The sequence below is a fragment of the Mycolicibacterium baixiangningiae genome (genome assembly GCF_016313185.1).
GTDB lineage: Bacteria > Actinomycetota > Actinomycetes > Mycobacteriales > Mycobacteriaceae > Mycobacterium > Mycobacterium baixiangningiae.
This window is the reverse complement of sequence record NZ_CP066218.1, coordinates 1399541-1424161: the sequence shown is the minus strand read 5'-3', so window position 1 is coordinate 1424161 and position 24621 is coordinate 1399541. Positions and strand designations below refer to the sequence as shown.

The following is a 24621-nucleotide window of genomic DNA, read 5'->3' as shown; positions in this document are numbered from 1 at the left end:
TCCGGCCAATGCGAACACCCGGTGGATGATGAACCAGTGACGGTGGCCAACGGCCCGAAACGCGGGGAGCTGCGCATCTACCTGGGTGCGGCACCCGGCGTCGGCAAGACCTACGCGATGCTCGGCGAAGCACACCGACGGCTGGCGCGCGGCACCGACCTGGTGGCCGCCGTCGTCGAGACCCACGGCCGCGCCAACACCGCCGAACTGCTCGCGGGCATCGAGGTGATCCCCCCGCGCTACCTCACCTACCGCGGCGGCCGCTTCCCCGAACTCGACGTCGACGCGGTCCTCGCCCGCCGCCCGGAGGTCGCCCTCGTCGACGAGCTGGCGCACACCAACATCCCCGGCAGCCGCAACGCCAAGCGCTGGCAGGACGTCGAAGAGATGCTGGCCGCAGGCATCACGGTGGTCTCGACGGTCAATGTGCAGCACCTGGAAAGCCTCAACGACGTCGTCGCCCAGATCACCGGGATCGAACAGCTCGAGACGGTGCCCGACGAAGTCGTCCGCTCCGCCGATCAGGTGGAGCTGGTCGACATCACACCGGAGGCGTTGCGCCGCAGGCTGTCTCACGGCAACGTCTACGCCCCCGAACGCATCGACGCGGCGCTGTCCAACTACTTCCGACGTGGAAACCTCACCGCACTGCGCGAACTCGCGCTGCTGTGGCTGGCCGACCAGGTCGACGCCGCACTGGCCAAATACCGCGCCGACAACCGGATCACCGACACCTGGGAGGCCCGTGAGCGCGTCGTCGTCGCGGTCACCGGCGGACCCGAATCCGAGACGCTGGTGCGACGCGCTTCCCGCATCGCGTCGAAGTCGAGCGCCGAATTGATGGTCGTGCACGTGGTGCGCGGCGACGGCCTGACCGGCGTCTCGGCACCGGAGATGGGCAGGGTCCGCGAGCTCGCGGCCAGCCTCGGCGCGACGCTGCACACCGTCACCGGTGACGACGTGCCTACCGCCCTGCTCGATTTCGCGCGCGAACGCAACGCCACCCAGCTGGTGATCGGCACGTCGCGTCGGTCCCGCTGGGCCCGCATCTTCGACGAGGGCATCGGCGCGGCGGTGGTCCAGCGGTCGGAGAAGATCGACGTCCACATGGTCACCCATGACGAGGCGCACCGAGGCTCAACGGCGAAGCCCCGCTTCCGACATGCGACGTCGTGGCTGGCCGCGGTGGTCGTCCCCGCCGCGATCTGCGCGCTGACCGTCCTGCTCCTCGACCCGATGCTCGGGGTGGCCGGCGAGAGCGCGCTGTTCTTCGTCGGCGTGCTGCTCGTCGCGCTGCTCGGCGGCGTGGCACCCGCGGCGCTGTCCGCCGTCCTGTCCGGTCTTCTGCTCAACTATTTCCTCGTCAGCCCGCGGCATACGTTCACCATCTCCGAACCCGACAGCGCACTGACCATCGTGGTGCTGCTCGCCGTCGCCGTCGCGGTCGCCGCCCTGGTGGACAGTGCCGCCAACCGACGCCGCGAAGCCGGCCACGCCTCGCGGGAGGCCGAACTGCTCGCGCTGTTCGCCGGATCGGTCCTGCGCGGCGGCGATCTCACGGTGCTACTGGAGCGGGTTCGCGAAACCTACGCCCAGCGCGCGGTCAGCCTGGTGCGCGAGAATTCGGGAATCGTTGCGTGCGTGGGTGCGGATCCGTGCGTCGACATCGCCACCGCGGACACCGCCATCGAAGTCGGGGACGACGAGTTCTGGTTGCTGCTGGCCGGCCGCAAGCTGGCCGCGCGTGACCGCCGTGTGCTCGCGGCGGTCGCCGGGCAGGCCGCCGGGCTGGTCCGGCAACGCGAGCTCATCGAGGAGGCCGGGCGGGCAGAGGCCATCACCCGCGCCGACGAGCTGCGCCGGTCACTGCTCTCGGCGGTCAGCCACGACCTGCGCACCCCCTTGGCCGCGGCGAAGGCCGCGGTGTCCAGCCTGCGCACCGACGAGGTCACCTTCTCCGCCGACGACAGAGCCGAACTGCTGGCCACCGTCGAAGAGTCGGTCGACCAGCTGACCGCTCTGGTCGCCAACCTGCTCGACTCCTCGCGCCTGGCCGCCGGAGTGGTACGCCCGCAACTGCGCCCGGTGTACCTCGAGGAGACGGTGCAGCGCGCACTGCTCGGAATCAGCCGCGGCTCAACGGGTTCCGGTCACGATCAGATCGACCGCGTGGACGTCGACGTCGACGGTTGCGTGGTGGCCGCGGACAGCGGTCTGCTCGAACGCGCTCTGGCCAACCTGATCGACAACGCCCTGCGCTATGCGCCCGGCCGACCAGTGCGCGTCACCGCGGGACGCGTCGGCGACCGGGTGCTGATCGCCGTCGCCGATACGGGACCCGGCATCCCTTCCGGTGCGCAGGACCAGGTGTTCGGCGCCTTCCAGCGCCTCGGTGATCAAGACACCACCATCGGCGTCGGACTCGGGCTGTCGGTCGCACGCGGATTCGTCGAGGCGATGGGCGGTACCGTCACCGCGGGCGACACCCCGGGTGGGGGCCTGACGGTCGAGATCGACCTCCCCGCACCGCAGGAGGCCGTCGCATGACCCGGGTGCTCGTCGTCGACGACGAACCACAGATCCTGCGGGCATTGCGGATCAACCTGTCGGTCCGCGGCTACGACGTCACCACCGCCGCCACCGGCGCCGAGGCGCTGCGCTCCGCGGCCGACCACAGACCCGACGTCATTGTGCTGGACCTCGGCCTTCCGGACATCTCGGGTATCGAGGTGCTCGCCGGGCTGCGCGGCTGGTTGTCGGCACCCGTCATCGTGCTGTCCGCCCGCACCGACTCCGCCGACAAGGTCGAAGCACTGGACGCCGGCGCCGACGACTACGTCACCAAACCCTTTGGCATGGACGAACTCCTGGCCCGGCTGCGGGCTGCCGTGCGCCGCGCCACAGCGGCGTCCGACGGCGACGAACCCGTCGTCGAGACCGCCTCGTTCACCGTCGACCTCGCGGCCAAGCGGGTGACCAAGCACGGCGCGGAAGTCCATCTCACCCCGACCGAGTGGGGCATGCTCGAGATGCTGGTGCGCCACCGCGGCAAACTCGTCGGGCGTGACGAGTTGCTCAAAGAGGTATGGGGCCCGGCATACGCGAAGGAAACGCACTATCTGCGCGTCTATCTGGCTCAGCTGCGCCGCAAACTCGAAGACGACCCATCGCGCCCCGTGCACCTGCTCACCGAAGCCGGGATGGGGTACCGGTTCCAGCAGTGACCCCCTAGCGAGCAGACGCGAAATCACCGTTTTGGCACAGATTTCGGGGGACTTTGCGTCTGCTCGCGCACGGGGTCGGTATACCGTGCCGATATGAGCGGCTATCGCGACCTGTTCACGGCCAGCATCGAAGATCCCCAGAAGTTCTGGGCGGACGCCGCCACCGCGGTCACCTGGATCCGCGAGCCGACCCGCATCCTCGACGACACCAATCCGCCGTTCTACCGCTGGTTCCCCGACGGGGAGCTGAACACCTGCGCCAACGCCCTGGACCGCCATGTCGACGACGGTCGCGGCGACCAGGCCGCGCTCATCTACGACTCCCCGGTCACCGGCAGCAAGCGCACCTACACCTACCGCGAGTTGCTCGACGAAACCGCGCGGTTCGCCGGCGCGCTGCGTGGGCTGGGCGTCGAGAAGGGCGACCGCGTCGTCATCTACCTGCCGATGGTGCCCGAGGCGCTGATCGCGATGCTGGCGTGCGCGCGGCTGGGCGCGGTGCACTCCGTGGTGTTTGGCGGATTCGCCGCCCACGAACTCGCCGCCCGCATCGACGACGCCCGCCCGACCGTGGTCGTATCCGCGTCCTGCGGCGTCGAACCCACGCGCACCGTCGAATACAAGCCGATGATCGACGCCGCGCTCGACATGGCCGAGCACCCACCCGCCGCGTGCGTGATCCTGCAGCGCGACCACCACCGCTGCGAGCTCACCGGGGGCCGCGACCACGACTGGGCCGAACTGGTCGCGGGGGCCGATCCCGTCGACCCGGTGCCGGTGGCCGCCACCGACCCGCTCTACGTCCTCTACACCTCGGGCACCACCGGTAAGCCGAAGGGCATCGTCCGCGACAACGGCGGTCACGCGGTCGCCCTGCTGTGGAGCATGCGCCACATCTACGACACCCAACCCGGCGACGTCTACTGGGCCGCCTCGGATGTCGGCTGGGTGGTCGGCCACTCCTACATCGTCTACGCGCCGTTGTTCCTCGGTGCGACAACCGTTCTCTACGAAGGCAAACCGGTCGGCACGCCCGATGCGGGCGCGTTCTGGCGGGTCGCCTCCGAGTACGGCGTCAAAGCGTTGTTCACCGCGCCGACGGCGATCCGCGCGATCAAGAAGGAGGATCCGCAGGGCCGCGAACTCGCCCGGTACGACCTGTCGAAGCTCGAATACCTCTTCCAGGCCGGTGAACGGCTCGACCCCGGCACGTACCAGTGGGCGTCGGACAGGCTCGGCATTCCGATCATCGATCACTGGTGGCAGACCGAGACCGGGTGGGCGATCGCCGCCGACCCGATGGGCGTCGAACAGATGCCCGTCAAACCAGGCTCCGCGACGGTGCCGATGCCCGGTTACGACGTCCGGATCCTGCGGTCGGACCGCTCGGAATGCAATCCGAACGAAGAGGGCGCGATCTGCGTGAAGTTGCCGCTGCCGCCCGGCACGCTACCGACGCTCTGGGGTGACGACGACCGCTACGTCGCCTCTTATCTGCGGGCGTTCGACGGGTACTACCTGACCGGCGACGGTGGTTACATCGACGAGGACGGCTATCTGTTCGTGATGGGCCGCACCGACGACGTGATCAACGTGGCCGGGCACCGCTTGTCGACGGGCTCGATAGAGGCGGTGCTCGCCGCACACCCCGCGGTCGCCGAATGCGCGGTGATCGGGGTGGCCGACGAGATCAAGGGGCAGGTGCCGCGTGGCTTCGTGGTCCTCAAGACCGGCGCCGACGCCGAGGGGATCGAAGCGCAACTGGTCGCGGCCGTGCGCGACAACATCGGCGCGGTCGCGGCGCTCAGACGGGTCGATGTGGTCCCGGCGCTCCCGAAGACCCGCTCGGGCAAGATCCTGCGCAAGACGATGCGCGGTATCGCCGAAGGCCGTGACGAACCGCTGCCCTCGACCATCGAGGACCCGTCGGTGCTCGACAAGCTGCATCCGGTGTTGCGCTCGGGCGGCTGACTTCGGCGCGGCCATTATTTGTCGGTGGTTCGAACTAGTGTTCGATGCATGGATGGGGAGTTCAGCACCGCGGTCGATCGCCTGTTGGCGGCCGTCACGGAGATGCAGGCCGCCTCCATCAACGACCTGACCCATCCGCAGATCGTCGGGGAGTTGGATCGGATCAAGCAGGCGGTGTGGGCGGTGCCCAGCGTGGAGCACCGGTTGACCGCGCGGCTGGTCGAGGAAGCCAATCCGCATGACCTGGGTGGGACCTCGCTGCGCGATGTGCTGGCCAACCACCTGCGGATCACCGCCAAAGACGCCACACAACGGCTCACCGACGCCACCCAGCTGGGGCCGCGGGTCACCCTCACCGGGCAACGCGTGCGCACCGACCTGGCCCACACCGCCGCCGCGGTCGCGCGCGGGCAGATCAGCCGCGAGCATGTCGAGGTCATCCAGGACTTCGTCAAGAAACTCCCCGTCTGGGTGTCCTTCGCCCGCCGCGACGACTACGAACACACCCTCGTCGGCCACGCGAAGGAGTTGCGACCCGACCAGCTCAAGAAGGCCGCCAAAGCCCTGCTGGACTTCATCGACCAGGACGGCACCGAACCCGACTACGCAACTCAGCAGCGGCGCCGCAGCCTGAAAATGGGTCGCCAGCAAGCCGATGGGATGAGCCGCGTCGAGGGCTACATCGACGCCGAAACCCGCGCCCTATGGGATGTGGCGGCCGCCAAACACGCCGCGCCCGGGGTCAACCTGCCCCACGACGACACCCACACCGGACGCGATGACCGCACCCCCGAACAACGCCACCACGACGCGCTGAAACGGGTCCTGCGTGACACCGTGGAATCCGGGACCCTCGGTCAGGTCGCCGGGGTGCCCGCCACCATCGTCGCCACCACCACCGTCAACGAACTCGAACGTGCGGCGGGGTGGGCCGACACCGGCGGCGGTAACAAACTCCCCATCCGGGATTTGATCCGGATGGCCGCACGCTCCCGGCACTACCTGGCGGTGTTCGACGACCACACCGAAGAAATCCTCTACCTCGGCCGCGCCCGCCGCAACGCCACCACCGCTCAGAGATTGGCCCTGTTCGCACGGGATCGCGGATGCACCCACCCCCACTGCACCGTGCCGTTCTACTGGACCGAAGCCCACCACACCCACGACCACGCCAAAGGCGGGCGCACCGACATCCCCGACCTCACCCTGGCCTGCCAACCCGGCAACCTCATGGTCGAGAAAACCGGATACACCACCGAACGCCCCGGCAACGGCCGCACCCACTGGATCCCACCCAAACACCTCGACACCGGCCAACCCCGAGTCAATAACTACTTCCACCCACAGCGCTACCTCACCGACCACAAAGACCAGGACGGCGAGCCCGAATAACCGTCGCTGACCAGCTATGCACCGGGCCGGTGGGATGAGCGCGCGTTTGCACCCACCCTGCCCGGGTACGTGTGCTGTCGTCCATCCAGGAAAAGGAGTGACCATGGCATACAACGATTCTGCGCGGTCCGGCGGAGTGATGGGGAGATACGCGACCTCGCTACAGAAGGCGGCGGCCGCAGTGGGCGTCGTGTTCCTGCTCGTGGGCATCCTCGGTTTCATCCCGGGGATCACGACGAACTACGACACCATGACGTTCGCCGGCCACCATTCTGAGGCAGCCCTGCTCGGAATCTTCAACGTGTCGATCCTGCACAACCTCGTGCACCTGCTGTTCGGCGTGGCCGGCGTCCTGATGGCCCGCACCTGGAATGGCGCGCGCACCTACCTCATCGGCGGCGGCGTCATCTATCTGGTGCTCTTCATCTACGGCATGCTGATCGACCACAACAGCAGCGCGAACTTCGTGCCGGTCAACAACGCCGACAACTGGCTGCACCTCGTGCTCTCACTCGCCATGATCGGACTCGGCGTCGTACTGAGCCGTCGCGACACCGCCCACGCCACCGGTCGCACGCCTCCGGCGACCCGCTGACCGACGCAGCGATACCCGGGCCGCCCCGGTTGAACAATGGGCCGCCCGGGTATTGATTCTGTGCAGGTCAAGGGAGGCAAGCGATGGTGAAGAGGCCCACATTGATGGCCGTCCAGGGTGCGGCGCTGTTCGTCGGTACCGGCTATCTCCTGCTCGGCGCCCTGGGCTTCCTACCGGGCGTCACCACCAACTACGACTCGCTGCGGTGGGCCGGCCACGACTCCGACGCATTGCTGTTCGGAGTGTTTGCCGTCTCAGGTTTGCACAACCTCGTCCACCTGGCGCTCGGGGCGGCCGGAATGTTCTGCGCCCGCACGTATGCCGCATCGCGCGCGTATCTGCTCGCCGGCGGGATCACGCTGCTCGGCATGTGGATCTACCGTGCGGCATCGGGGCACCGCGGTGTCGCCGAACTGTTCCCGCTCAACCCCGCGGACAACTGGCTGCACCTCGCCCTCGGTGTCGTGATGGTCATACTGGCCCTGACCCTTGCCGCGCAACATGATCCGACGAAGCCCCGTTCGCGCGCAAGCGCAAGGGCACGCGCCAAATCGCGCGCAAAATCCGGCGCCTGATTCCTGGCGCGAGCAGACGTAAAGCTGTCCAGAATTCGTCGAAATGGGGCAGCTTTGCGTCTGCTCGCGCAGGGGAGTCGGGCACCCTATTCAGGTGATGGACAGCGCGATACCGTCGAGGATGTCGTGCTCGCTGACCACCAGCTCGTCGATGCCGGCCCGCTCACCGAGTAGGCGCGCCAACTCCTCGACGATGATCGCCCCTCCGCCGATCACGTCGACGCGGCCCTCGTGCATCGGCCCGAGCGCCGCACGCTGCTGACGGGTCATCGCGATGAGATCGTCACACACCTCGAGCAATGCGTGAAATCCTGTGTGCGACAGGTGGATTGCGTCGGGGTCGTAGGTCGTCATCTGATGCGCCAGCGCTGCCAGCGTCGTCATCGTGCCCGCCACCCCGACCCACGTGTGCGCACTCTGCACCGGCACGTGACTCAGTGCCTCGTCGAGCGCCGTGCGGATGACCGCCCGTGCGGCGTCGACCTCCTCGACGGTCGGCGGATCTGAATGCAGGCACCGTTCGGTCAACCGCACGCAGCCGATGTCGGCCGAAAAGCTGGCCTGCACACCGTCTCCGGGCGCACCCGAACCGACCACCACCTCCGTCGACCCGCCTCCGAGATCGACCACCACGAACGGTCCGGCCGCCGGATCGAGGTCGCCGACCGCGCCGCGGAACGACAACTCGGCTTCCTCGGTGCCGGTGATGACCTCCGCGACCGCCCCATCGACCACCGCGCCCAACACCTCGGCGGTCATCTGGAAGAACTCGTCACGGTTGGAGACGTCACGGGCGGCCGACGTCGCCACCATCCGGACCCTGCCCACCTCGAAGGTCCGCATCAGCTCCGCGTAGTCGACCAGCGCGGCGCGGGTGCGGGCCAGAGCGTCCGGCGCGAATTCACCGGTGGCGTCCACACCTTGGCCCAGCCGCACGATGCGCATCTCGCGGTGCACGTCGGTCAGCCGGCCGTCGGCCTCGTCGGCGATCAGCAACCGGATCGAATTGGTCCCACAGTCGACCGCCGCCACCCTAACCACGCGTTCTCCATATCTTCGGGTCCACGATCCCCCGCATACCCGGTTCGGCGGCCAGGATCGCCAACGCCTCGTCACCGAACGGATTCACCCCCGGTCCCTTCGCGAGCGAGTGGGCGATCATCACGTGCAGACACTTCACCCGGTCGGGCATACCGCCACCGGTGAACGTCGTGCCCAGCGGTTCGATCGCATCGCGTTCGGCCAGATACGACTCGTGCGCCCGCCGGTACGCGTCGGCCAAATCGGTGTCCTGCGAGAGCCTTTCGGTCATCTCCCGCATCAGGCCTTCGGATTCCAGGCGGCTCGCCGCCGCGGTCAGCGCCGGATGGGTGAGGTAGTACAGCGTCGGGAACGGGGTGCCGTCGGGCAGCCGCGGCGCGGTCTTGACGACGCCGGGCTCACCGTTGGGACAGCGGTAGGCGATCTCCAGGACACCACGCGGCTCACGGCCCAACTGCTGCGCGACGGCGTCCAGATCGGTGCGCTCAACCACCGGGCGGCGGGGGCGGAGCGGGCGGAGGCGGTGGCCCCGGCGGGACGGCGGGCGTGGCCCCGTGGGGCTCGTCGGCGATGGTGTGCCACAGCGAGGTGTACCAGGGCTGTCCGGACGGGGCGGTCGGCTGTTCGGCGGCCGGACCGCCGCCGGGCACCACCGCCCCGGGCGGCAGCTGCACCTGGAACGGGATGTCGCCGGGCATCACGAAACCCAGCCGCTCGCGCGCCTGCGCGGCGACGAACACCGGGTCGGCCAGCTTCACCTTCTGCTGCTCGAGTTCGGTGATCTGCTCACGCAACTGCTCCTCGGTGGCCTTGAGTTGCTTCATCTCGGTGCGCTGCGAGAAATACGTCCGCACCGGCCCGGCGATCGTCAGCGTGAGCACACACACCACCGCGGCCAGGATCGCCGCGCGGCGCGCCGCCGAACCGAACCGCTGCTCGGACTGCTCCTCGGCGAGCTGTTCGGCCCGCCGCACGATCGCGTGGCCGACCGATTCGGTGTCCTGCTGTTCGGACTGCGGCCGGGCCTCGATGGCGCGCGGCTCACGGCGTGCGGTGGACGTGCCCTTCGGGCGGCCCCGATCCGCGCCGCCGGGCTTACCCGGCTTCCCCGGCCTGGAGGCCGGGGATCGACGCTTGGGATCGGGCCGCTTCGATTCGGGCACGAGCTATTTGGTCTCCAGGGCGAACCGCGGGAAGGCCAGGTCACCGGCGTAGCGGGCAGCGTCGCCGAGGGTCTCCTCGATGCGCAGCAACTGGTTGTACTTCGCGACACGCTCACTGCGGGCGGGCGCACCGGTCTTGATCTGGCCGCTGCCTACGGCGACGGCGAGGTCGGCGATCGTGGTGTCCTCGGTCTCGCCGCTGCGGTGGCTCATCATCGTGCGGTAGCCGCTGTTGTGGGCCAGCGCGACCGCGTCGAGCGTCTCGGTGAGTGTGCCGATCTGGTTGACCTTGACCAGCAGCGCGTTGGCCGCGCCCCGCTCGATGCCCTCCTCCAGCCGCTCCGGGTTGGTGACGAACAGGTCGTCGCCGACGATCTGCACCCGGTCGCCGATCAGGTTGGTCAGCGCCACCCAGCCGTCCCAATCGTCCTCGGACAGCGGATCCTCGATCGACACCAGCGGGTACGCGTCGAGCAGGCTCGCGTAGAACTCGGCCATCTGCTCGGCGGTGCGGGTCTCCTTCTCGAAGCTGTAGCCGGTGCCCTCGGTGTGGAACTCGGTGGCCGCGACATCGAGGGCCAGCGTCACGTCGGTGCCCAGCGTGAAGCCGGCGGCGTCGATCGCCGTCGAGATCAGGTCCAATGCGGCCTTGGTGCCCGCCACGTCCGGCGCGAAACCGCCCTCGTCGCCCAGACCGGTGGCCAGGCCCTGCTTCTTGAGCACCGACTTGAGCGAGTGGTACACCTCGGCGCCCCAGCGCAGCGCCTCCTTGAACGACGGGGCGCCGATCGGGGCGACCATGAACTCCTGGACGTCGACGCCGGTGTCCGCGTGCGCGCCGCCGTTGAGGATGTTCATCATCGGCACCGGCAGGATGTGGGCGTTCGGGCCGCCGAGGTAGCGGAACAGCGGCAGGCCGGCCGATTCGGCCGCGGCCTTCGACACCGCCAGGGACACCCCGAGGATCGCGTTGGCGCCCAGCCGGGACTTGTCGGGGGTGCCGTCGAGGTCGAGCAGGGCCTGGTCGATCAGCCGCTGATCGTCGGCGCTCATCCCGATCACCGCGGGCGCGATCTCGTCGAGCACGCTCTGCACGGCCTTGTCGACGCCCTTGCCGCCGTACCGGGAGCCGCCGTCGCGCAGTTCGACGGCCTCGTGTTCACCGGTCGACGCGCCCGAGGGGACCGCCGCGCGGGCGAAGGTCCCGTCGGTCAGTACCAACTCGACCTCGACCGTCGGGTTGCCACGGGAGTCGAGGATCTCGCGGGCTCCGACCTGCTCGATGATGGGCACTGGCGTCTCCTTGAAGGTGCTCGGCGGCGTGGGCTGGCGTTGGTCTCCGATTGTCTACGGAGTGCGCCCATCAGCCTAGATGCTGCGGCCGCCGGGGGCGCCACCAGGAGTTACAGGCGCAGGAGTCACAGGCGGCGGCCCTCGGCGTAGGCGGTGGCCCAGTCCCGCACGGTGCGGGCGTACTGCTCGGAGTAGTTGTAGGCCCGCAACCCGTTCATCCAGCCGCGGGGGGTGGACAGATCCTTGCCGGTGTAGCAGAGATAGCCGGCCGAGGACAGCGCGGCGTCGTCGATGTTGTCCGGGTCGACCTTGCCGTCGCCGTTGGCATCCACGCCGTACAGCCGCCACGTCTCCGGGATGAATTGCATCGGCCCCATCGCGCGGTCCAGCTCGTCGTCCCCGTCGAGCTCACCGGCATCGGTGTCGCCGATCTTGAGGTTGCCGCTCGAACCGTCCAGCCGCATCCCGCGGATCGGCGGGGTGACCTCGCCGTTGGCCGCGACCATCGCGCCGCGGTAGTTGCCGTGGTGGCTTTCCACCATCCCGATCCCGGCCAGCGTCGTCCAGGTCAGGTGGCAGTCCGGGTTCTCCACTTCGGCGACCCGCGCCGCGTAGGCGTACGCCTCGAGCGCGGTCACCGGGATGCCCAGTTGCGGCGCCCGCTCCGCGGCCCATTCGTGCAGCGCATCGGCCGCCCGGCCGCCGGCGTAGGTGTCGACGGCGGGGACGGGATCTCCGGCCGGCGGCGGAACGCCTTCAGGGATGGGTGTGCCCAGCTGCCACGAGCAACTTGAGGCCATCAGCAGGGCCGTGGCTCCTACCACCGCGATACCCCGCAGCCAACGAACTGGCGACACCGGACTCCCTAAACCCCTTCGGTCTCTCCATAGTTCCATGCGCCGACGCGGGGGTGGCAACCTCACGCCGCGGTGAACCCCTCAAATCCGGGTATCCGTGCTGTTAAGGTGAGCCACACCTTGCTATGGCAAGCCAATGCTGAATTGGCGAGGTAGATCGAGCGAGGATGCGTCCATGACCGCTGTTGAGACCCTGTCGACCAGCGTCAATGCCGCGTCACCCAATCTCACCTCCCAGCTTCTCGGAAGCGGCCTGATCGGCCTGAGGGAGGGCCTGGAAGCCGCGATCGTCGTCACGATCCTCGTCGCATTCCTGGTCAAATCCGATCGCCGCGACGCGCTCAAATGGGTGTGGATCGGTGTCGGCACGGCGGTCGCGATGACCGTCGTGGTCTTCCTGGCGATCCAGTTCAGCGCCTACACGATCACCGGCCTGGGTGCGGAGGCGATCGCGGGTATCGCCTCGCTGGTGGCCGTCGCGATCGTCACCACGATGGTGCTGTGGATGAAGTCGGCCGCCGCGGGCCTGTCCGGCGAACTGCGCACCAACATGAGCAAGGCCCTGGAGACCGGTGCGCTCGCCGTGACCGCCCTGGCGTTCCTCGCCGTCGGCCGCGAAGGTGTGGAGACGGCGCTGTTCATGGTCGGTTACGCGGAGGCCGAGACCGCATGGCCGCTGGTCGGGCTGATCGTGGGAGTGCTGATCGCCGTCGCGATCGCCTACGGCATGTACGCCGGTGCGATCCGCATCGACCTCGGGAAGTTCTTCACATACACCGGCGTGTTCCTCATCGTCGTGGCCGCCGGGATCCTCTCCTACGGCATCGGGGCGCTGCAGACCGTCGGCTGGCTGCCGGGCCTGACCGCGCGCGCCTTCGACATCAGCTCCTGGTTCAACTGGTCGTCCTGGTACGGCGAGGTCATCCAGGGCATCTTCAACATCACGCCCACCCCGACCGTGCTGCAACTCGTGGCGTGGTCGGCCTACCTGGTCGTGGTGCTGTTCGTCTTCCTCCGGCCGTCCCGTGCGCGCGCCGCGCGCCCCGGCACCCCGTCACCGAGTCCCGCCACCGAAAGGTCCACCACGTGAACGTCTTCCCAGCCGCCAGGGTCGGTATCGCCACCACCGCCGCCCTGCTCACCGGGCTCTCGCTGACCAGCTGCCAGGCCAAGGACCAGGGTGGCGAGGGCGGCGCAGAGGCGCCGGGCGAGATCACCGTCGCCGCCACCGACGACGGCTGCGAGCTGTCGGGCACCGAGGCCGGCACCGGTCCGAGCACCTTCGTGGTGACCAACAACGGCAGCAAGGTCACCGAGTTCTACGTCTACAGCGAGGGCGACCGGGTGATGGGCGAGGTGGAGAACATCTCCCCCGGGCTGCAGCGCAAACTCATCGTCCAGCTCTCCGAGCCCGGTACCTATCAGACGTCCTGCCGTCCCGGCATGGTCGGCGACGGCATCCGCGGCGATTTCACCGTCACCGGTGAGGCCAAGCAGGTCGACACCGAAGGCAAGTTCAAAGAGGCCGCCGACAACTACAAGCGCTACGTGAACAGCCAGGCCGAGGCGCTGGTGCCCGCCGTCGACGCGTTCGTCGCCGCGATCAAGGCCGGCGACATCGCATCGGCCAAGGCGCAATTCGGGCCGACGCGGACGTACTTCGAGCGCATCGAGCCCGTCGCCGAGTCGTTCCCCAACGACCTCGACCCGCGGATCGACCTGCGTGAGGCGGACCTGGAGCCCGGTCAGAAGTGGACTGGCTTCCACCGGCTCGAGAAGGATCTGTGGGTGACCGGCCCGCAGCCCGACACCAACGCGATCGCCGATCAGCTGGTCGCCGACGTCAAGGAACTCAACGACGGCGTCAAGGCGCCCGACTACACCATCGACTCCACCCAGATCGCCGGTGGCGCACAGGGTCTGCTCGACGAGATCTCGATCAGCAAGATCACCGGTGAAGAGGACATCTTCAGCCACACCGACCTGTGGGACTTCAACGCCAACCTGCAGGGTTCGCAGACCGCCGTCGCCTCCGTCCGGCCGATCCTCGACGAGCGCGACGCCGAGCTGGGCAAGCGGGTGGACCAGCGCTTCGAGGACGTCGAGGCACTGCTCGAGCGCTACCGCGAGGGCGACGGGTTCGTGTCCTACGACAAGGTCACCGAGCCGCAGCGCCAGGAGTTGTCCCGCGCGATCGACGCGCTGAGCAAGGAAGTCAGCCAGGTGCAAGGTGTCATCGCTCCCCAATAAGACCCCCAGTAGCGACCCTGATGACCGGGACGCCGCCCCCGCCACCGGGATCTCCCGGCGGACGCTGTTCGGTGCAGCGGGGGTCGGCGCCGCGGTAGTCGGTGCGGCCAGCGCGGGAGCGCTGGCCGGCCGTGCTTCTGCCGCGTCGGCGACGTCCGACCACCTGACCACGGCCGTGCCGTTCCGGGGCGAGTACCAGGCCGGCATCGTCACCGAATCGCAGGACCGCCTGCACTTCGCGGCGTTCGACGTCACCACCGACAACCGTGACGACCTCATCGCGCTGCTGAAGGAGTGGACCGCGATGGCCGAACGGATGGCCACCGGCGGGGAGGCGTTCGCCGACGGCGCCGTCGGCGGCAACCCTTACGCACCGCCGTCGGATACCGGTGAGGCGCTGGGGCTTCCGCCGTCGCAGCTGACGCTCACCATCGGGTTCGGACCGTCGTTCTTCGAGAAGGACGGCACGGACCGCTTCGGCATCGCCGGTCAGCGGCCCGAGCCGTTGCAGAACCTGCCCAAGTTCCCGAACGAGACGCTGGACCCCGCCAAGTGTGGCGGCGACATCTGCGTGCAGGCGTGCGCCAACGACCCGCAGGTCGCCGTGCACGCGATCCGCAACCTCGCGCGCGTCGGGTTCGGCACCGTCGCCATCCGCTGGACCCAACTCGGGTTCGGGCGCACGTCGTCGACCACCCAGGGGCAGACCACCGCGCGAAACCTGTTCGGCTTCAAGGACGGAACGCGCAACATCAAGGCGGAGGAGACCGAGAAGGTCGACCGCGACGTGTGGGTGAACCCGGGCGACGGACCGGACTGGATGACCGGAGGCAGTTACCTGGTCACCCGGCGGATCAGGATGCGCATCGAGAACTGGGACCGCACCACCCTGCAGGAGCAGGAGCGCGTGATCGGCCGCGAAAAGGGCAGCGGTGCGCCGATCGGCTTCACCGACGAGTTCGCGCCGCTCGATCTGACCCTGAAGGACAAGGACGACGAACCGCTGATCGATCCGGCCGCGCACGTGCGACTGGCGTCGGCCGAACACCTGGGTGGCGTCGAATTGCTCAGGCGCAGTTACAACTTCACCGACGGTTCGGACGGCTTCGGACACCTCGACGCCGGGTTGTTCTTCATCGCGTTCATGCGCGACCCACGGACGCAGTTCATCCCGATGCAGGCCGAACTGGCTCGCCGCGACCTGCTCAACGAATACATCACCCACACCGGCAGCGCGCTGTTCGCCTGCCCGCCGGGAGTGCGTGACGGTGACACGTCGGCGTATTGGGGTTCGACACTGTTCCGGTGAGTCGCCCCAGACGCTAGGGCTGTTCTGCCGGCCAGTGCGCCCGCCACTCCTCCTCGGTGATCCGGGTCAGCGGTGCGCTGTCGAGTTGCTCCGGCACGTCTGAACCACGGCGCGCGGCCGCGACCGCGTGCTCGACGCTACGCACCGTGTCCATGAACTCCAGAACCGCTGTGCGCAAGGCGTTCTCGGCGTCGAAGTCCGCCGAGACGGTGACGGTGGTGAGCTCGGCGGGGATCAGATCGGCGGGCAGACCCGCCGTGGCGACGCGTGCGAGCACCTTCTGCGCGAGCGCCAACGCAGGCTGGCCCGTCGGCACGTCGTCCATCACCGAATCGCGCGTCTTCTCCAGCGCCTTGCGCTCCTCCCACTGCGCCAGCTGGTCGTCGAGCGAAATCGATTCTCCGGCAAGCACAGCCGGCACCCGGTTGCCGAGTTTGCGGACCAGCGAATCGGCGACGTCATCGATGGAGAACGGATGCTCCAGAGCGTCCTCGGCGATACGGGCGTGGAACAGCACCTGCAGCAGCACATCTCCGAGTTCGCCACGCAGTTCGTCGGCGTCGCCGCTGCGTACCGCGTCGAACAGCTCGTAGGTCTCCTCGAGCAGGTAGCGGCGCAGCGAATCGTGGGTCTGCTCGCTCTCCCACGGCCCCGAGGTCCGCAGCTTGTCCATCATCACCACGGCGTCGACCAGGCGTTCACCCGGTTGCGGATCCGGTGCGCAGATCACCCGCTCCCCCGCGGCGAGGCGGGCCCGCACTGCGGGGTGCCCCGGATCCGACGACAGCAGCACTGCCGCGGCGTCGTCCTCGGACGCATCGGAGAACCACGGCCGCGCCGCGGGCAGCGACCACGGCACCTTGATCGGCATCTCCTCGGTGTACTGCACGTCGCCGGCGAGCAACCCGATCGCCTCGACCGGGACCAGCGAGGGACGGCGCGGATCGACCAGGACGACCGTCATCACGCGCCCCTGAACTTCGTCATGTCGATCTCCGCCTGCGGTTTCCCGTTGAGCGCCAAGATCAGACCGGCCACCATCGCCACCAGCTCCGCATCCCGGATGCGCGGTGAGCCGACGCTGTCGGTGGCCCGCGGGATCGGCACCGTCACCGCCCCCGTCGTCGCCCGGTAGCCACCGCCCGGATACATCCGCTTCAACCGCAGTTGCGCGGAGTCCGGCAGCTCCATCGGCGAGAGCTTGACCGTCGACGCCGATACCGAGCTGATGTCGGTGATGCCGTACTCGCGACACAGCAACCGCAGCCGGGCGACGCCGACCAGACGCCGCGCCGGTTCGGGCAGCGGCCCGTACCGGTCGACGAGCTCGTCGATGACCGCGTCGACACCGGCGTCGTCGGACGCCGCGGCCAGCCTGCGGTAGGCCTCCAACCGCAACCGGTCGCTGCCGATGTAGTCCGGCGGCATGTTCGCATCGACCGGCAGGTCGATCCGCACATCCTTCGTTTCCTGCGGTGTGGCAACGGTTTTGCCGTCGGCGGCGGCACGGTAGGCCTCGACGGCCTCACCGACCAGCCGCACGTAGAGGTCAAAACCGACGCCCGCCACATGGCCGGACTGCTCGGCGCCGAGCACGTTGCCCGCCCCGCGGATCTCGAGGTCCTTCATCGCGACGGCCATACCCGCACCGAGCTCGTTGTTCTGGGCGATCGTGGCCAGCCGGTCGTAGGCCGTCTCGGTCAGCGGCTGCTCGGGCGGATACAGGAAGTAGGCGTACCCGCGTTCACGGCTGCGGCCCACCCGGCCCCGCAGCTGGTGCAGCTGCGACAGGCCGAACGTGTCGGCGCGCTCCACGATCAGCGTGTTGGCGTTCGAGATGTCCAGGCCCGTCTCCACGATCGTGGTGCACACCAGGATGTCGTAGTCGCGGTTCCAGAAGCCCTCGACGGTGCGCTCGAGCAGTTCCTCGGGCATCTGGCCGTGCGCGACGACGACCCGCGCCTCGGGCACCAGCGCGGCGATCTTCGTCGCCGCCTGATCGATGGTGCGCACCCGGTTGTGGATGTAGAACGCCTGCCCGTCGCGCAGCAGTTCGCGGCGGAGCGCGGCGGCGACCTGCTTGTCGTCCTGCGGCCCGACGTAGGTCAGCACCGGATAGCGCTCCTCCGGCGGGGTCAGGATCGTCGACATCTCGCGGATGCCGGCCAGGCTCATCTCCAGGGTGCGCGGGATCGGCGTCGCGCTCATCGTCAGCACGTCGACGTGGGTGCGCATCGATTTGATGTGCTCCTTGTGTTCGACGCCGAACCGCTGTTCCTCGTCGACGATGATGAGCCCGAGGTCCTTCCACAGCACACCGGTCTGCAGCAGGCGGTGGGTGCCGATGACGATGTCGACCGAACCGTCCTTCATCCCCTCGATCACCTTCCGCGATTCGGCGGGATCGGTGAATCGCGACAGCCCCTTGACCGTCACCGGGAAGCCGGACATGCGGGCGGTGAACGTCTGCAGATGCTGATCGGCCAGCAGCGTCGTCGGCACCAGGACCGCCACCTGCTTACCGTCCTGGACCGCCTTGAACGCCGCGCGCACCGCGATCTCGGTCTTGCCGTAGCCGACGTCGCCGCAGATCACCCGGTCCATCGGAACCGGCTTCTCCATATCGGCCTTCACCTCTTGGATGGCCGTGAGCTGGTCGACGGTCTCGGTGAAGCCGAACGCATCCTCCATCTCGTTCTGCCACGGGGTGTCCGGGGCGAACGCGTGACCCGGCGCGGCCTGCCGCTTGGCGTAGAGCGCGACGAGCTCGCTGGCGATCTCCCGGACGGCGCGGCGGGCCTTGGTCTTCGTATTCGCCCAGTCGCTGCCGCCGAGCTTCGACAGCGACGGCGCCTCGCCGCCGACGTAGCGCGACAGCTGGTCGAGGGAGTCCATCGGCACGTACAGCCGGTCGGACCCGCCGCCGCGCTTGCTCGACGAGTACTCCAGCACCAGGTATTCGCGGCGCGCCCCGCCCACGACGCGTTCGGTCATCTCGACGAACCGGCCGATGCCGTGCTGATCGTGGACCACCAGATCGCCCGCGGTCAGCGCCAGCGGATCGACGACGTTGCGCCGTTTGGCGGCCAGCCGCTTGCCCTCGGTGGCGGCGACCCGGCTGCCGGTCAGATCGGCCTCGGTGACGATCACCAGCGAGGCGCCCGGCAGCACCACCCCGTCGTGCAGCGGACCCTTGAGCACCCCGACCACACCGGCCGTCGGCGCCTCGCCGGGTTCGAGCATGGTTGCGGGCGTGTCGTTTTCGCCCAGTTGCTCGACGACGCGGTGCGCCGTGCCCGCGCCGGGAGTCACGACGGCAGCGTGGCCGCCGGTGGCCACGTGCGCGCGGAGCATCGCGAAGATCTCCTCCAGCGACGACTGCCCGCGCGCCGACGGCGCCGACCGGATGTCGAGTTCGATGGCCTTCTCGTCGGACAGCTGGCTCAACGTCCACCACGGGTGGCCCCCGGCCCGCGCGCCGGTGCGCACCTCGTTGAACCCGAGGAAGCCCGACGCGCCCATCGCCTCGAGGTCGATCGGCGCATCGCCGCCGACGGCCGCCGTCGACCACGACGCCTCGAGGAATTCACGGCCGGTCTTGATCAGATCGGCCGCCCGGGTGCGCACCTTCTCGGGGTCGCAGACGAGGATCGGCGCCCCGGCAGGCAGGTGGTCGGACAGCATCGCCAGGTCGGTGGGGCGCAACAGCGGCAGCAGCGCCTCCATCCCGTCGACGGGAATGCCCTCGGCCAGCTTGGCCAGCATGTCGGGCACGCTGCCCGGCACGGTGTTCTCGTGCGTCGGATGCGCGGCGGCCAGCACCGCGGCCCGCTGCCGGACGTCCTCGTTCATCAGCAGTTCGCGGCACGCCACCGCGATGACGGTGTCGACCTCGATCTCGGGGATGGAGCGCTGATCGGCGACGGCGAACATCCGCATCTCGGAGATCTCGTCACCCCAGAACTCCACGCGCACCGGATGTTCGGCGGTCGGCGGGAAGACGTCGAGGATGCCGCCACGGACCGCGAACTCCCCACGTTTGGAGACCATGTCGCAGCGGGTGTAGGCGAGGTCGACCAACCGGGCGATCACGGCGTCGAACTCGATCTCGGTCCCGACGCGCAACGTCACCGGTTCGACATCGGGAAGGCCGGGCGCCATCGGCTGCACCAGCGAGCGGGCTGTGGTGACCACCACCTGCAGCGGCGGGCCCAGCCGGGCGTCGTCGGGATGCGCCAGGCGGCGCAGCAGCATCATCCGCGCGCCGACGGTGTCGACGCCGGGCGACAAGCGCTCGTGCGGCAGCGTCTCCCAGGACGGGAACAGCGCCGCGGCGTCGCCGATGACCCCGCGCAGCTCGGTCGTCAGATCGTCGGCCTCCCGGCCAGTGGCCGCGACCACCAGCAGCGGACCGGCCTGTGCGAGTGCGGCGGTGACGAGGAGCCGGGCGCTGGCGGGTCCGACCATCGCGAGTTCGTCGGGTTTGTCGGCGGCGCGACGGGCGAGGTCGGCCAGGCACGGATCGCGCAGTGCCAACTCGACGAGCCCCGCAATCGGGGTCTGGACATGGCGAAGCCCCGATACGGTCATGATGACCCCATTCTAGGCAACGGCGCGAGGTCGCCGCCCGCCGTGGTGGACCGGCTAGTCCTCGTCCTGCAGCTGGGGGTCGGGCTCGAGGTGTGTCAGCCCGTTCCACATCAGGTTCACCAGGTGAGCGGCGACGACCTCTTTCTTGGGTTCACGGGTGTCGAGCCACCACTGCGCGGTCATCGACACCGAACCGACCAGCGCCTGGGCGTAGAGCGGGGCCAGTTCGGGGTCGAGCCCCCGGCGCGAGAAGTCGCCGGCCAGGATCGAGCTCACCTGGTTGACGGCGTCGTTGAGCAGCGTCGAATAGGTGCCCGAGGTGATCGCCGCCGGTGAATCCCGGATCAGGATGCGGAAGCCGTCGGTGCGCTCCTCGACGTAGGTCAGCAGTGCGAGCGCGACCCGCTCCAGACGCACCCGCGAGCGGTTGTTGGTCAGCGACGAGGTGATGCCGTCGAGCAACGCCGACATCTCGCGGTCGACGACCACCGCGTAGAGCCCCTCCTTGCCGCCGAAGTGTTCGTAGACCACGGGTTTGGACACGTTGGCCCGCTGGGCGATCTCCTCGATCGAGGTGCCGTCGTATCCCCGCTGGGCGAACAGCGCCTTGGCGATCTCGATGAGCTGGTGGCGGCGTTCGCTGCCCGTCATCCTGGCGCGGGGTGCACGCACTTCCTTGTCGGGCGCTGCCATAAGGCGAGCGTATCGGCTTCGACTACGATCTCGGGTGATCGATCCGTCGTGGTGTAATCGGCAGCACCTCTGATTTTGGTTCAGATAGTTCAGGTTCGAGTCCTGGCGACGGAGCAATATGACCGGAACCCCCGACACCGCTGTTCTCGTGCTGGCCGCAGGCGCAGGCACGCGGATGCGTTCGGACATCCCCAAGGTGCTGCACACCCTCGGTGGCCGCAGCATGCTGGCGCACACCCTGCACGCCGTGGCGAAGGTCGCACCTGAGCACCTGGTCGTCGTGCTCGGCCACGACCGTGAGCGCATCGCCCCCGCCGTCGACGCGCTGGCCGCCGAGCTCGGCCGGCCCATCGAGATCGCCATCCAGGACGAGCAGCTCGGCACCGGCCACGCCGCCGAATGCGGGCTCGGCGCGCTACCCGAAGACTTCTCCGGCGTCGTCGTGGTCACCACGGGCGACACCCCGCTCCTCGACGCCGACACCGTGGCCGAGCTGCTGGCCACCCACGGGTCGGCCGCGGCGACGGTGCTGACCACCACCGTCGACGATCCGACCGGCTACGGGCGCATCCTGCGCACCCAGGACGACGAGGTCACCGGCATCGTCGAACAGGCCGACGCCAGCCCGTCGCAGCAGGCCATCCGCGAGGTCAACGCCGGCGTGTACGCATTCGACACCACCGCGCTGCGTTCGGCGCTGCGCCGTCTGCGTTCGGACAACGCCCAACACGAGCTGTACCTCACCGACGCCATCGCGATCCTCCGCCAGGACGGGCTGAGCGTGCGGGCCACGCACGTCGACGACAGCGCCCTGGTCGCAGGCGTCAACGACCGCGTCCAGCTCGCGGCGCTCGGCGCGGAGCTCAACCGGCGCCTCGTCACCGCCCACCAGCGGTCCGGCGTCACGGTCATCGACCCGAACTCCACCTGGATCGACGTCGACGTGACCATCGGCCGCGACACCGTCCTCCGGCCCGGCACCCAACTGCTGGGCCGCACCAGCATCGGCGGCCGCTGCGACGTCGGACCGGACACCACGCTGACCGACGTCACCGTCGGCGACGGCGCCTCGGTGGTGCGCACCCACGGTTCGGCGTCCGTCATCGGCGACGGCGCCACCGTCGGCCCGTTCAGCTACCTCCGGCCCGGCACCGTCCTCGGCGACGGCGGCAAGCTCGGCGCGTTCGTCGAGACCAAGAACGCGACGCTGGGCGCGGGCACCAAGGTGCCGCACCTGACCTACGTCGGGGACGCCGACATCGGTGAGCACAGCAATATCGGCGCGTCGAGCGTGTTCGTGAATTACGACGGGGAGAACAAGAGCCGCACCACGATCGGCTCGCACGTGCGCACCGGGTCGGACACGATGTTCGTCGCGCCCGTGACCGTCGGCGACGGCGCCTACACCGGCGCGGGCACGGTGGTCCGCGACGACGTCCCGCCGGGCGCGCTGGCCGTGTCGGCCGGACAGCAGCGCAACATCGAGGGCTGGGTGGCGCGCAAACGCCCCGGCTCGGCGGCAGCCGCCGCAGCGGCCGCAGCGGAGAAGGCGCTCGGGCACCGCGAGGACTCCCAGGGGTCGTGACCCCGACCACTTCTGTCTGCGATCCGGCAACCCGGGCACGATCACACAGAATCGCTACGTACGATGAGGCCGACACGATCCCCGAACGGCGAGGCGCACAGTGGGCACCGAGTGGACCGATAACCGCAAGAATCTGATGCTCTTCTCGGGCCGCGCACACCCGGAACTGGCGGAGCAGGTCGCCAAGGAGCTCGACAGCCCGGTGACCGCGCAGACCGCGCGTGACTTCGCCAACGGCGAGATCTTCGTGCGCTTCGACGAATCCGTTCGTGGCTGCGACGCGTTCGTCCTGCAATCCCATCCGGCGCCGCTGAACCAGCACCTGATGGAACAGCTGTTGATGATCGACGCGCTCAAGCGCGGCAGCGCGAAGCGGATCACCGCGATCCTGCCGTTCTATCCGTATGCCCGGCAGGACAAGAAGCACCGCGGCCGCGAGCCGATCTCGGCCCGCCTGGTCGCCGACCTCCTCAAGACCGCGGGCGCAAACCGGATCCTCACCGTCGATCTGCACACCGATCAGATCCAGGGCTTCTTCGACGGCCCGGTGGACCACATGCGGGCGCAGAAGCTGCTGACCGGCTACATCGCCGAGAACTACACCGGCCACGACATGGTCGTCGTCTCCCCCGACTCCGGCCGCGTCCGCGTCGCCGAGAAGTGGGCCGACGCGCTGGGCGGCGTCCCGCTGGCGTTCATTCACAAGACCCGCGATCCGTTGGTGCCCAACCAGGTGGTGTCCAACCGCGTGGTCGGTGACGTCAAGGGCAAGACCTGCGTGCTGACCGACGACATGATCGACACCGGTGGCACCATCGCCGGTGCGGTCAAGCTGCTCAAGCAGGACGGCGCCGGTGATGTGATCATCGCCGCGACGCACGGCGTGCTCTCGGATCCGGCGCGCGAGCGGCTCGCGGAGTCCGGGGCCCGCGAGGTGATCGTCACCAACACGCTGCCCATCGGCGAGGACAAGCAGTTCCCGCAGTTGACCGTGCTGTCGATCGCCCCACTGCTGGCCAACACCATCCGCGCGGTCTTCGACAACGGTTCGGTGACAAGTCTTTTCGACGGGTCGGCGTAAGTGGCCCGTATTTACCACAACCCGCGCTGCTCGACGTCGCGCAAGACTCTGGACCTGTTGCGCGACAACGGCATCGAGCCGCAGGTCGTGCAGTACCTCAAGACACCGCCGTCGCGCGCCGAACTCGCCGAGATGATCTCCGCCGCCGGTATAGAGGTGCGCGCCGCGGTCCGTAAACGCGAATCGCTCTACGCCGAGCTGAATCTGGCCGACGCCACCGACGACGAACTTCTCGATGCCCTCGCCGAGCACCCCATCCTCATCGAGCGCCCGTTCGTGGTGACCGAGAAGGGCACCCGGTTGGCGCGGCCGATCGACGCGGTGCGCGAGATCCTGTGACAGGTCGCCGCGCCGCGGCGGCCGTCGCGCTGCTGGTTCTCGCCACGAGTGCGTGCGGCGCGGAAACCCCTGACTACCAATCGGTCTGGAGCACGTCGAGTAGCGCTCCCCCGACGTCGTCGGCGCCCACCGAGGCCCCGGTGCCGATCGCCCAGTACCTCGAGGGAGTCGGCGTCACCGGCCGTACCGTCGCCCCGGAGAAGCTGCCCGATCTCACCGTGAGCATCCCGACCCCACCGGGCTGGCAGCCGTATCCCGGTACGCAGTTCGAACCGGGCACCCGGGTGATCGCCAAGGGCGACACCTACCCGATCGCGATGCTGGTGGCGATCGAGCTGACCGGTCAGTTCGACCCCGCCGAGGCGGTCACACACGGCGACGACGACGCCCGGCTCTCGGAGAACTTCACAGAACTCAACGCCTCACAGGACAACTGGCGCGGGCTGCCGTCGGCGATGGTCGAGGGCACCTACGACCTCAACGGCCAGCGGATGCAGAGCTACAACCGCATCGTCATCGCGACCGGGGCGCCGCCGGCCAACCAGCGCTACCTCGTCCAGCTGACCGTGACGAGCTTCGCCAACGAAGCGGAGAAGTACGGCAAGGACATCGAGGCGATCCTCTCCGGTTTCACCGTCGCACCGAGGAAGTGACTGCCTACAG

The 24621-nt window shown here is 68.9% G+C and carries 21 protein-coding genes and 1 tRNA gene; 14 read left to right on the top strand and 8 right to left on the bottom strand.

What is annotated here, in order from left to right; translation table 11 throughout:
• The first annotated feature begins 36 nt into the window (after positions 1 to 36).
• The 6 genes from I7X18_RS06700 to I7X18_RS06675 all read left to right on the top strand — a co-directional run bounded on the left by I7X18_RS06700 (position 37) and on the right by I7X18_RS06675 (position 7757).
• Positions 37 to 2547 (top strand): DUF4118 domain-containing protein, encoded by a 2511-nt coding sequence (locus I7X18_RS06700; protein WP_193047935.1) that lies wholly within the window; start codon positions 37 to 39, stop codon positions 2545 to 2547.
• Positions 2544 to 3224: a response regulator gene (locus I7X18_RS06695; RefSeq protein WP_193047843.1), complete on the top strand. Its 681-nt coding sequence runs from the start codon at positions 2544 to 2546 to the stop codon at positions 3222 to 3224. The genes I7X18_RS06700 and I7X18_RS06695 overlap by 4 nt, the downstream gene beginning before the upstream one ends.
• Positions 3225 to 3317: 93 nt before the next feature.
• Positions 3318 to 5195 carry a propionyl-CoA synthetase gene (locus tag I7X18_RS06690; protein ID WP_193047844.1) on the top strand — a complete coding sequence of 626 codons (1878 nt, stop codon included), beginning with the start codon at positions 3318 to 3320 and terminating at the stop codon, positions 5193 to 5195.
• A 48-nt stretch (positions 5196 to 5243) separates the two neighbouring features.
• The gene (locus tag I7X18_RS06685; protein WP_193047845.1) at positions 5244 to 6587 is read left to right on the top strand and encodes an HNH endonuclease signature motif containing protein; all 1344 of its coding nucleotides are present in this window, start codon (positions 5244 to 5246) and stop codon (positions 6585 to 6587) included.
• Between the two features lie 103 nt (positions 6588 to 6690).
• Complete coding sequence (locus I7X18_RS06680; protein WP_404822846.1) at positions 6691 to 7182, top strand: DUF4383 domain-containing protein; 492 nt, start codon at positions 6691 to 6693, stop codon at positions 7180 to 7182.
• An 83-nt stretch (positions 7183 to 7265) separates the two neighbouring features.
• Positions 7266 to 7757, top strand: coding sequence for a DUF4383 domain-containing protein (locus tag I7X18_RS06675; RefSeq protein WP_193047846.1), 492 nt, complete (start codon positions 7266 to 7268; stop codon positions 7755 to 7757).
• A 90-nt stretch (positions 7758 to 7847) separates the two neighbouring features.
• Here I7X18_RS06675 and I7X18_RS06670 read toward each other — a convergent pair whose 3' ends face one another.
• The 5 genes from I7X18_RS06670 to I7X18_RS06650 form a co-directional block, all read right to left on the bottom strand.
• Positions 7848 to 8798 (bottom strand): Ppx/GppA phosphatase family protein, encoded by a 951-nt coding sequence (locus tag I7X18_RS06670; protein ID WP_193047847.1) that lies wholly within the window; start codon positions 8796 to 8798, stop codon positions 7848 to 7850.
• Complete coding sequence (locus I7X18_RS06665; RefSeq protein ID WP_193047848.1) at positions 8791 to 9291, bottom strand: DUF501 domain-containing protein; 501 nt, start codon at positions 9289 to 9291, stop codon at positions 8791 to 8793. Before I7X18_RS06665 ends, I7X18_RS06670 begins: the two co-directional genes overlap by 8 nt.
• The gene (locus I7X18_RS06660; RefSeq protein WP_193047849.1) at positions 9284 to 9961 is read right to left on the bottom strand and encodes an FtsB family cell division protein; all 678 of its coding nucleotides are present in this window, start codon (positions 9959 to 9961) and stop codon (positions 9284 to 9286) included. Before I7X18_RS06660 ends, I7X18_RS06665 begins: the two co-directional genes overlap by 8 nt.
• A 3-nt stretch (positions 9962 to 9964) precedes the next feature.
• A complete protein-coding gene (eno, locus tag I7X18_RS06655; RefSeq protein ID WP_193047850.1) occupies positions 9965 to 11254 on the bottom strand; it encodes a phosphopyruvate hydratase in 1290 nt (429 codons plus the stop codon).
• Between the two features lie 125 nt (positions 11255 to 11379).
• Positions 11380 to 12111 (bottom strand): lytic transglycosylase domain-containing protein, encoded by a 732-nt coding sequence (locus I7X18_RS06650; protein ID WP_193047851.1) that lies wholly within the window; start codon positions 12109 to 12111, stop codon positions 11380 to 11382.
• A 175-nt stretch (positions 12112 to 12286) separates the two neighbouring features.
• On the opposite strand from I7X18_RS06650, the gene efeU reads away from it, so the two are divergent.
• Genes efeU through efeB form a run of 3 tightly spaced genes read left to right on the top strand, consistent with a single transcriptional unit; the run spans position 12287 to position 15670 of the window.
• Complete coding sequence (gene efeU, locus I7X18_RS06645) at positions 12287 to 13201, top strand: iron uptake transporter permease EfeU (protein WP_193047852.1); 915 nt, start codon at positions 12287 to 12289, stop codon at positions 13199 to 13201.
• On the top strand, positions 13198 to 14361 hold the full coding sequence (gene efeO, locus I7X18_RS06640; RefSeq protein ID WP_193047853.1) for an iron uptake system protein EfeO: 1164 nt from the start codon (positions 13198 to 13200) through the stop codon (positions 14359 to 14361). The genes efeU and efeO overlap by 4 nt, the downstream gene beginning before the upstream one ends.
• Positions 14342 to 15670: an iron uptake transporter deferrochelatase/peroxidase subunit gene (efeB, locus tag I7X18_RS06635; protein WP_193047854.1), complete on the top strand. Its 1329-nt coding sequence runs from the start codon at positions 14342 to 14344 to the stop codon at positions 15668 to 15670. Before efeO ends, efeB begins: the two co-directional genes overlap by 20 nt.
• A gap of 13 nt (positions 15671 to 15683) precedes the next feature.
• Here efeB and I7X18_RS06630 read toward each other — a convergent pair whose 3' ends face one another.
• Genes I7X18_RS06630 through I7X18_RS06620 form a run of 3 tightly spaced genes read right to left on the bottom strand, consistent with a single transcriptional unit; the run spans position 15684 to position 20953 of the window.
• A complete protein-coding gene (locus I7X18_RS06630; RefSeq protein ID WP_193047855.1) occupies positions 15684 to 16634 on the bottom strand; it encodes a nucleoside triphosphate pyrophosphohydrolase in 951 nt (316 codons plus the stop codon).
• The gene (gene mfd / locus I7X18_RS06625; protein ID WP_193047856.1) at positions 16634 to 20260 is read right to left on the bottom strand and encodes a transcription-repair coupling factor; all 3627 of its coding nucleotides are present in this window, start codon (positions 20258 to 20260) and stop codon (positions 16634 to 16636) included. The genes I7X18_RS06630 and mfd overlap by 1 nt, the downstream gene beginning before the upstream one ends.
• 54 nt (positions 20261 to 20314) lie before the next feature.
• Positions 20315 to 20953: a TetR/AcrR family transcriptional regulator gene (locus I7X18_RS06620; RefSeq protein WP_193047857.1), complete on the bottom strand. Its 639-nt coding sequence runs from the start codon at positions 20951 to 20953 to the stop codon at positions 20315 to 20317.
• Positions 20954 to 20995: 42 nt separating this feature from the next.
• On the opposite strand from I7X18_RS06620, the gene I7X18_RS06615 reads away from it, so the two are divergent.
• The 5 genes from I7X18_RS06615 (at position 20996) to I7X18_RS06595 (ending at position 24611) form a co-directional block, all read left to right on the top strand.
• Positions 20996 to 21067, top strand: a tRNA-Gln gene (locus I7X18_RS06615).
• Between the two features lie 4 nt (positions 21068 to 21071).
• Positions 21072 to 22538 (top strand): bifunctional UDP-N-acetylglucosamine diphosphorylase/glucosamine-1-phosphate N-acetyltransferase GlmU, encoded by a 1467-nt coding sequence (gene glmU, locus I7X18_RS06610; RefSeq protein WP_193047858.1) that lies wholly within the window; start codon positions 21072 to 21074, stop codon positions 22536 to 22538.
• Between the two features lie 100 nt (positions 22539 to 22638).
• Positions 22639 to 23619: a ribose-phosphate diphosphokinase gene (locus tag I7X18_RS06605; RefSeq protein ID WP_193047859.1), complete on the top strand. Its 981-nt coding sequence runs from the start codon at positions 22639 to 22641 to the stop codon at positions 23617 to 23619.
• Positions 23620 to 23958, top strand: coding sequence for an arsenate reductase (glutaredoxin) (gene arsC, locus I7X18_RS06600; protein ID WP_193047860.1), 339 nt, complete (start codon positions 23620 to 23622; stop codon positions 23956 to 23958).
• On the top strand, positions 23955 to 24611 hold the full coding sequence (locus tag I7X18_RS06595; RefSeq protein ID WP_193047861.1) for an LpqN/LpqT family lipoprotein: 657 nt from the start codon (positions 23955 to 23957) through the stop codon (positions 24609 to 24611). Before arsC ends, I7X18_RS06595 begins: the two co-directional genes overlap by 4 nt.
• The last annotated feature ends 10 nt before the right edge of the window (positions 24612 to 24621 follow it).

What these genes read in the sequence shown, in the direction of transcription:
- I7X18_RS06695 (WP_193047843.1), top strand. Translation starts at nt 2,544, where the DNA reads ATGACCCGGGTGCTCGTCGTCGACGACGAACCACAGATCCTGCGGGCA.
- I7X18_RS06690 (WP_193047844.1), top strand. Translation starts at nt 3,318, where the DNA reads ATGAGCGGCTATCGCGACCTGTTCACGGCCAGCATCGAAGATCCCCAG.
- I7X18_RS06685 (WP_193047845.1), top strand. Translation starts at nt 5,244, where the DNA reads ATGGATGGGGAGTTCAGCACCGCGGTCGATCGCCTGTTGGCGGCCGTC.
- I7X18_RS06680 (WP_404822846.1), top strand. Translation starts at nt 6,691, where the DNA reads ATGGCATACAACGATTCTGCGCGGTCCGGCGGAGTGATGGGGAGATAC.
- I7X18_RS06675 (WP_193047846.1), top strand. Translation starts at nt 7,266, where the DNA reads ATGGTGAAGAGGCCCACATTGATGGCCGTCCAGGGTGCGGCGCTGTTC.
- efeU (WP_193047852.1), top strand. Translation starts at nt 12,287, where the DNA reads ATGACCGCTGTTGAGACCCTGTCGACCAGCGTCAATGCCGCGTCACCC.
- I7X18_RS06630 (WP_193047855.1), bottom strand. Translation starts at nt 16,634, where the DNA reads ATGACGGTCGTCCTGGTCGATCCGCGCCGTCCCTCGCTGGTCCCGGTC.
- mfd (WP_193047856.1), bottom strand. Translation starts at nt 20,260, where the DNA reads ATGACCGTATCGGGGCTTCGCCATGTCCAGACCCCGATTGCGGGGCTC.
- I7X18_RS06620 (WP_193047857.1), bottom strand. Translation starts at nt 20,953, where the DNA reads ATGGCAGCGCCCGACAAGGAAGTGCGTGCACCCCGCGCCAGGATGACG.
- glmU (WP_193047858.1), top strand. Translation starts at nt 21,072, where the DNA reads ATGACCGGAACCCCCGACACCGCTGTTCTCGTGCTGGCCGCAGGCGCA.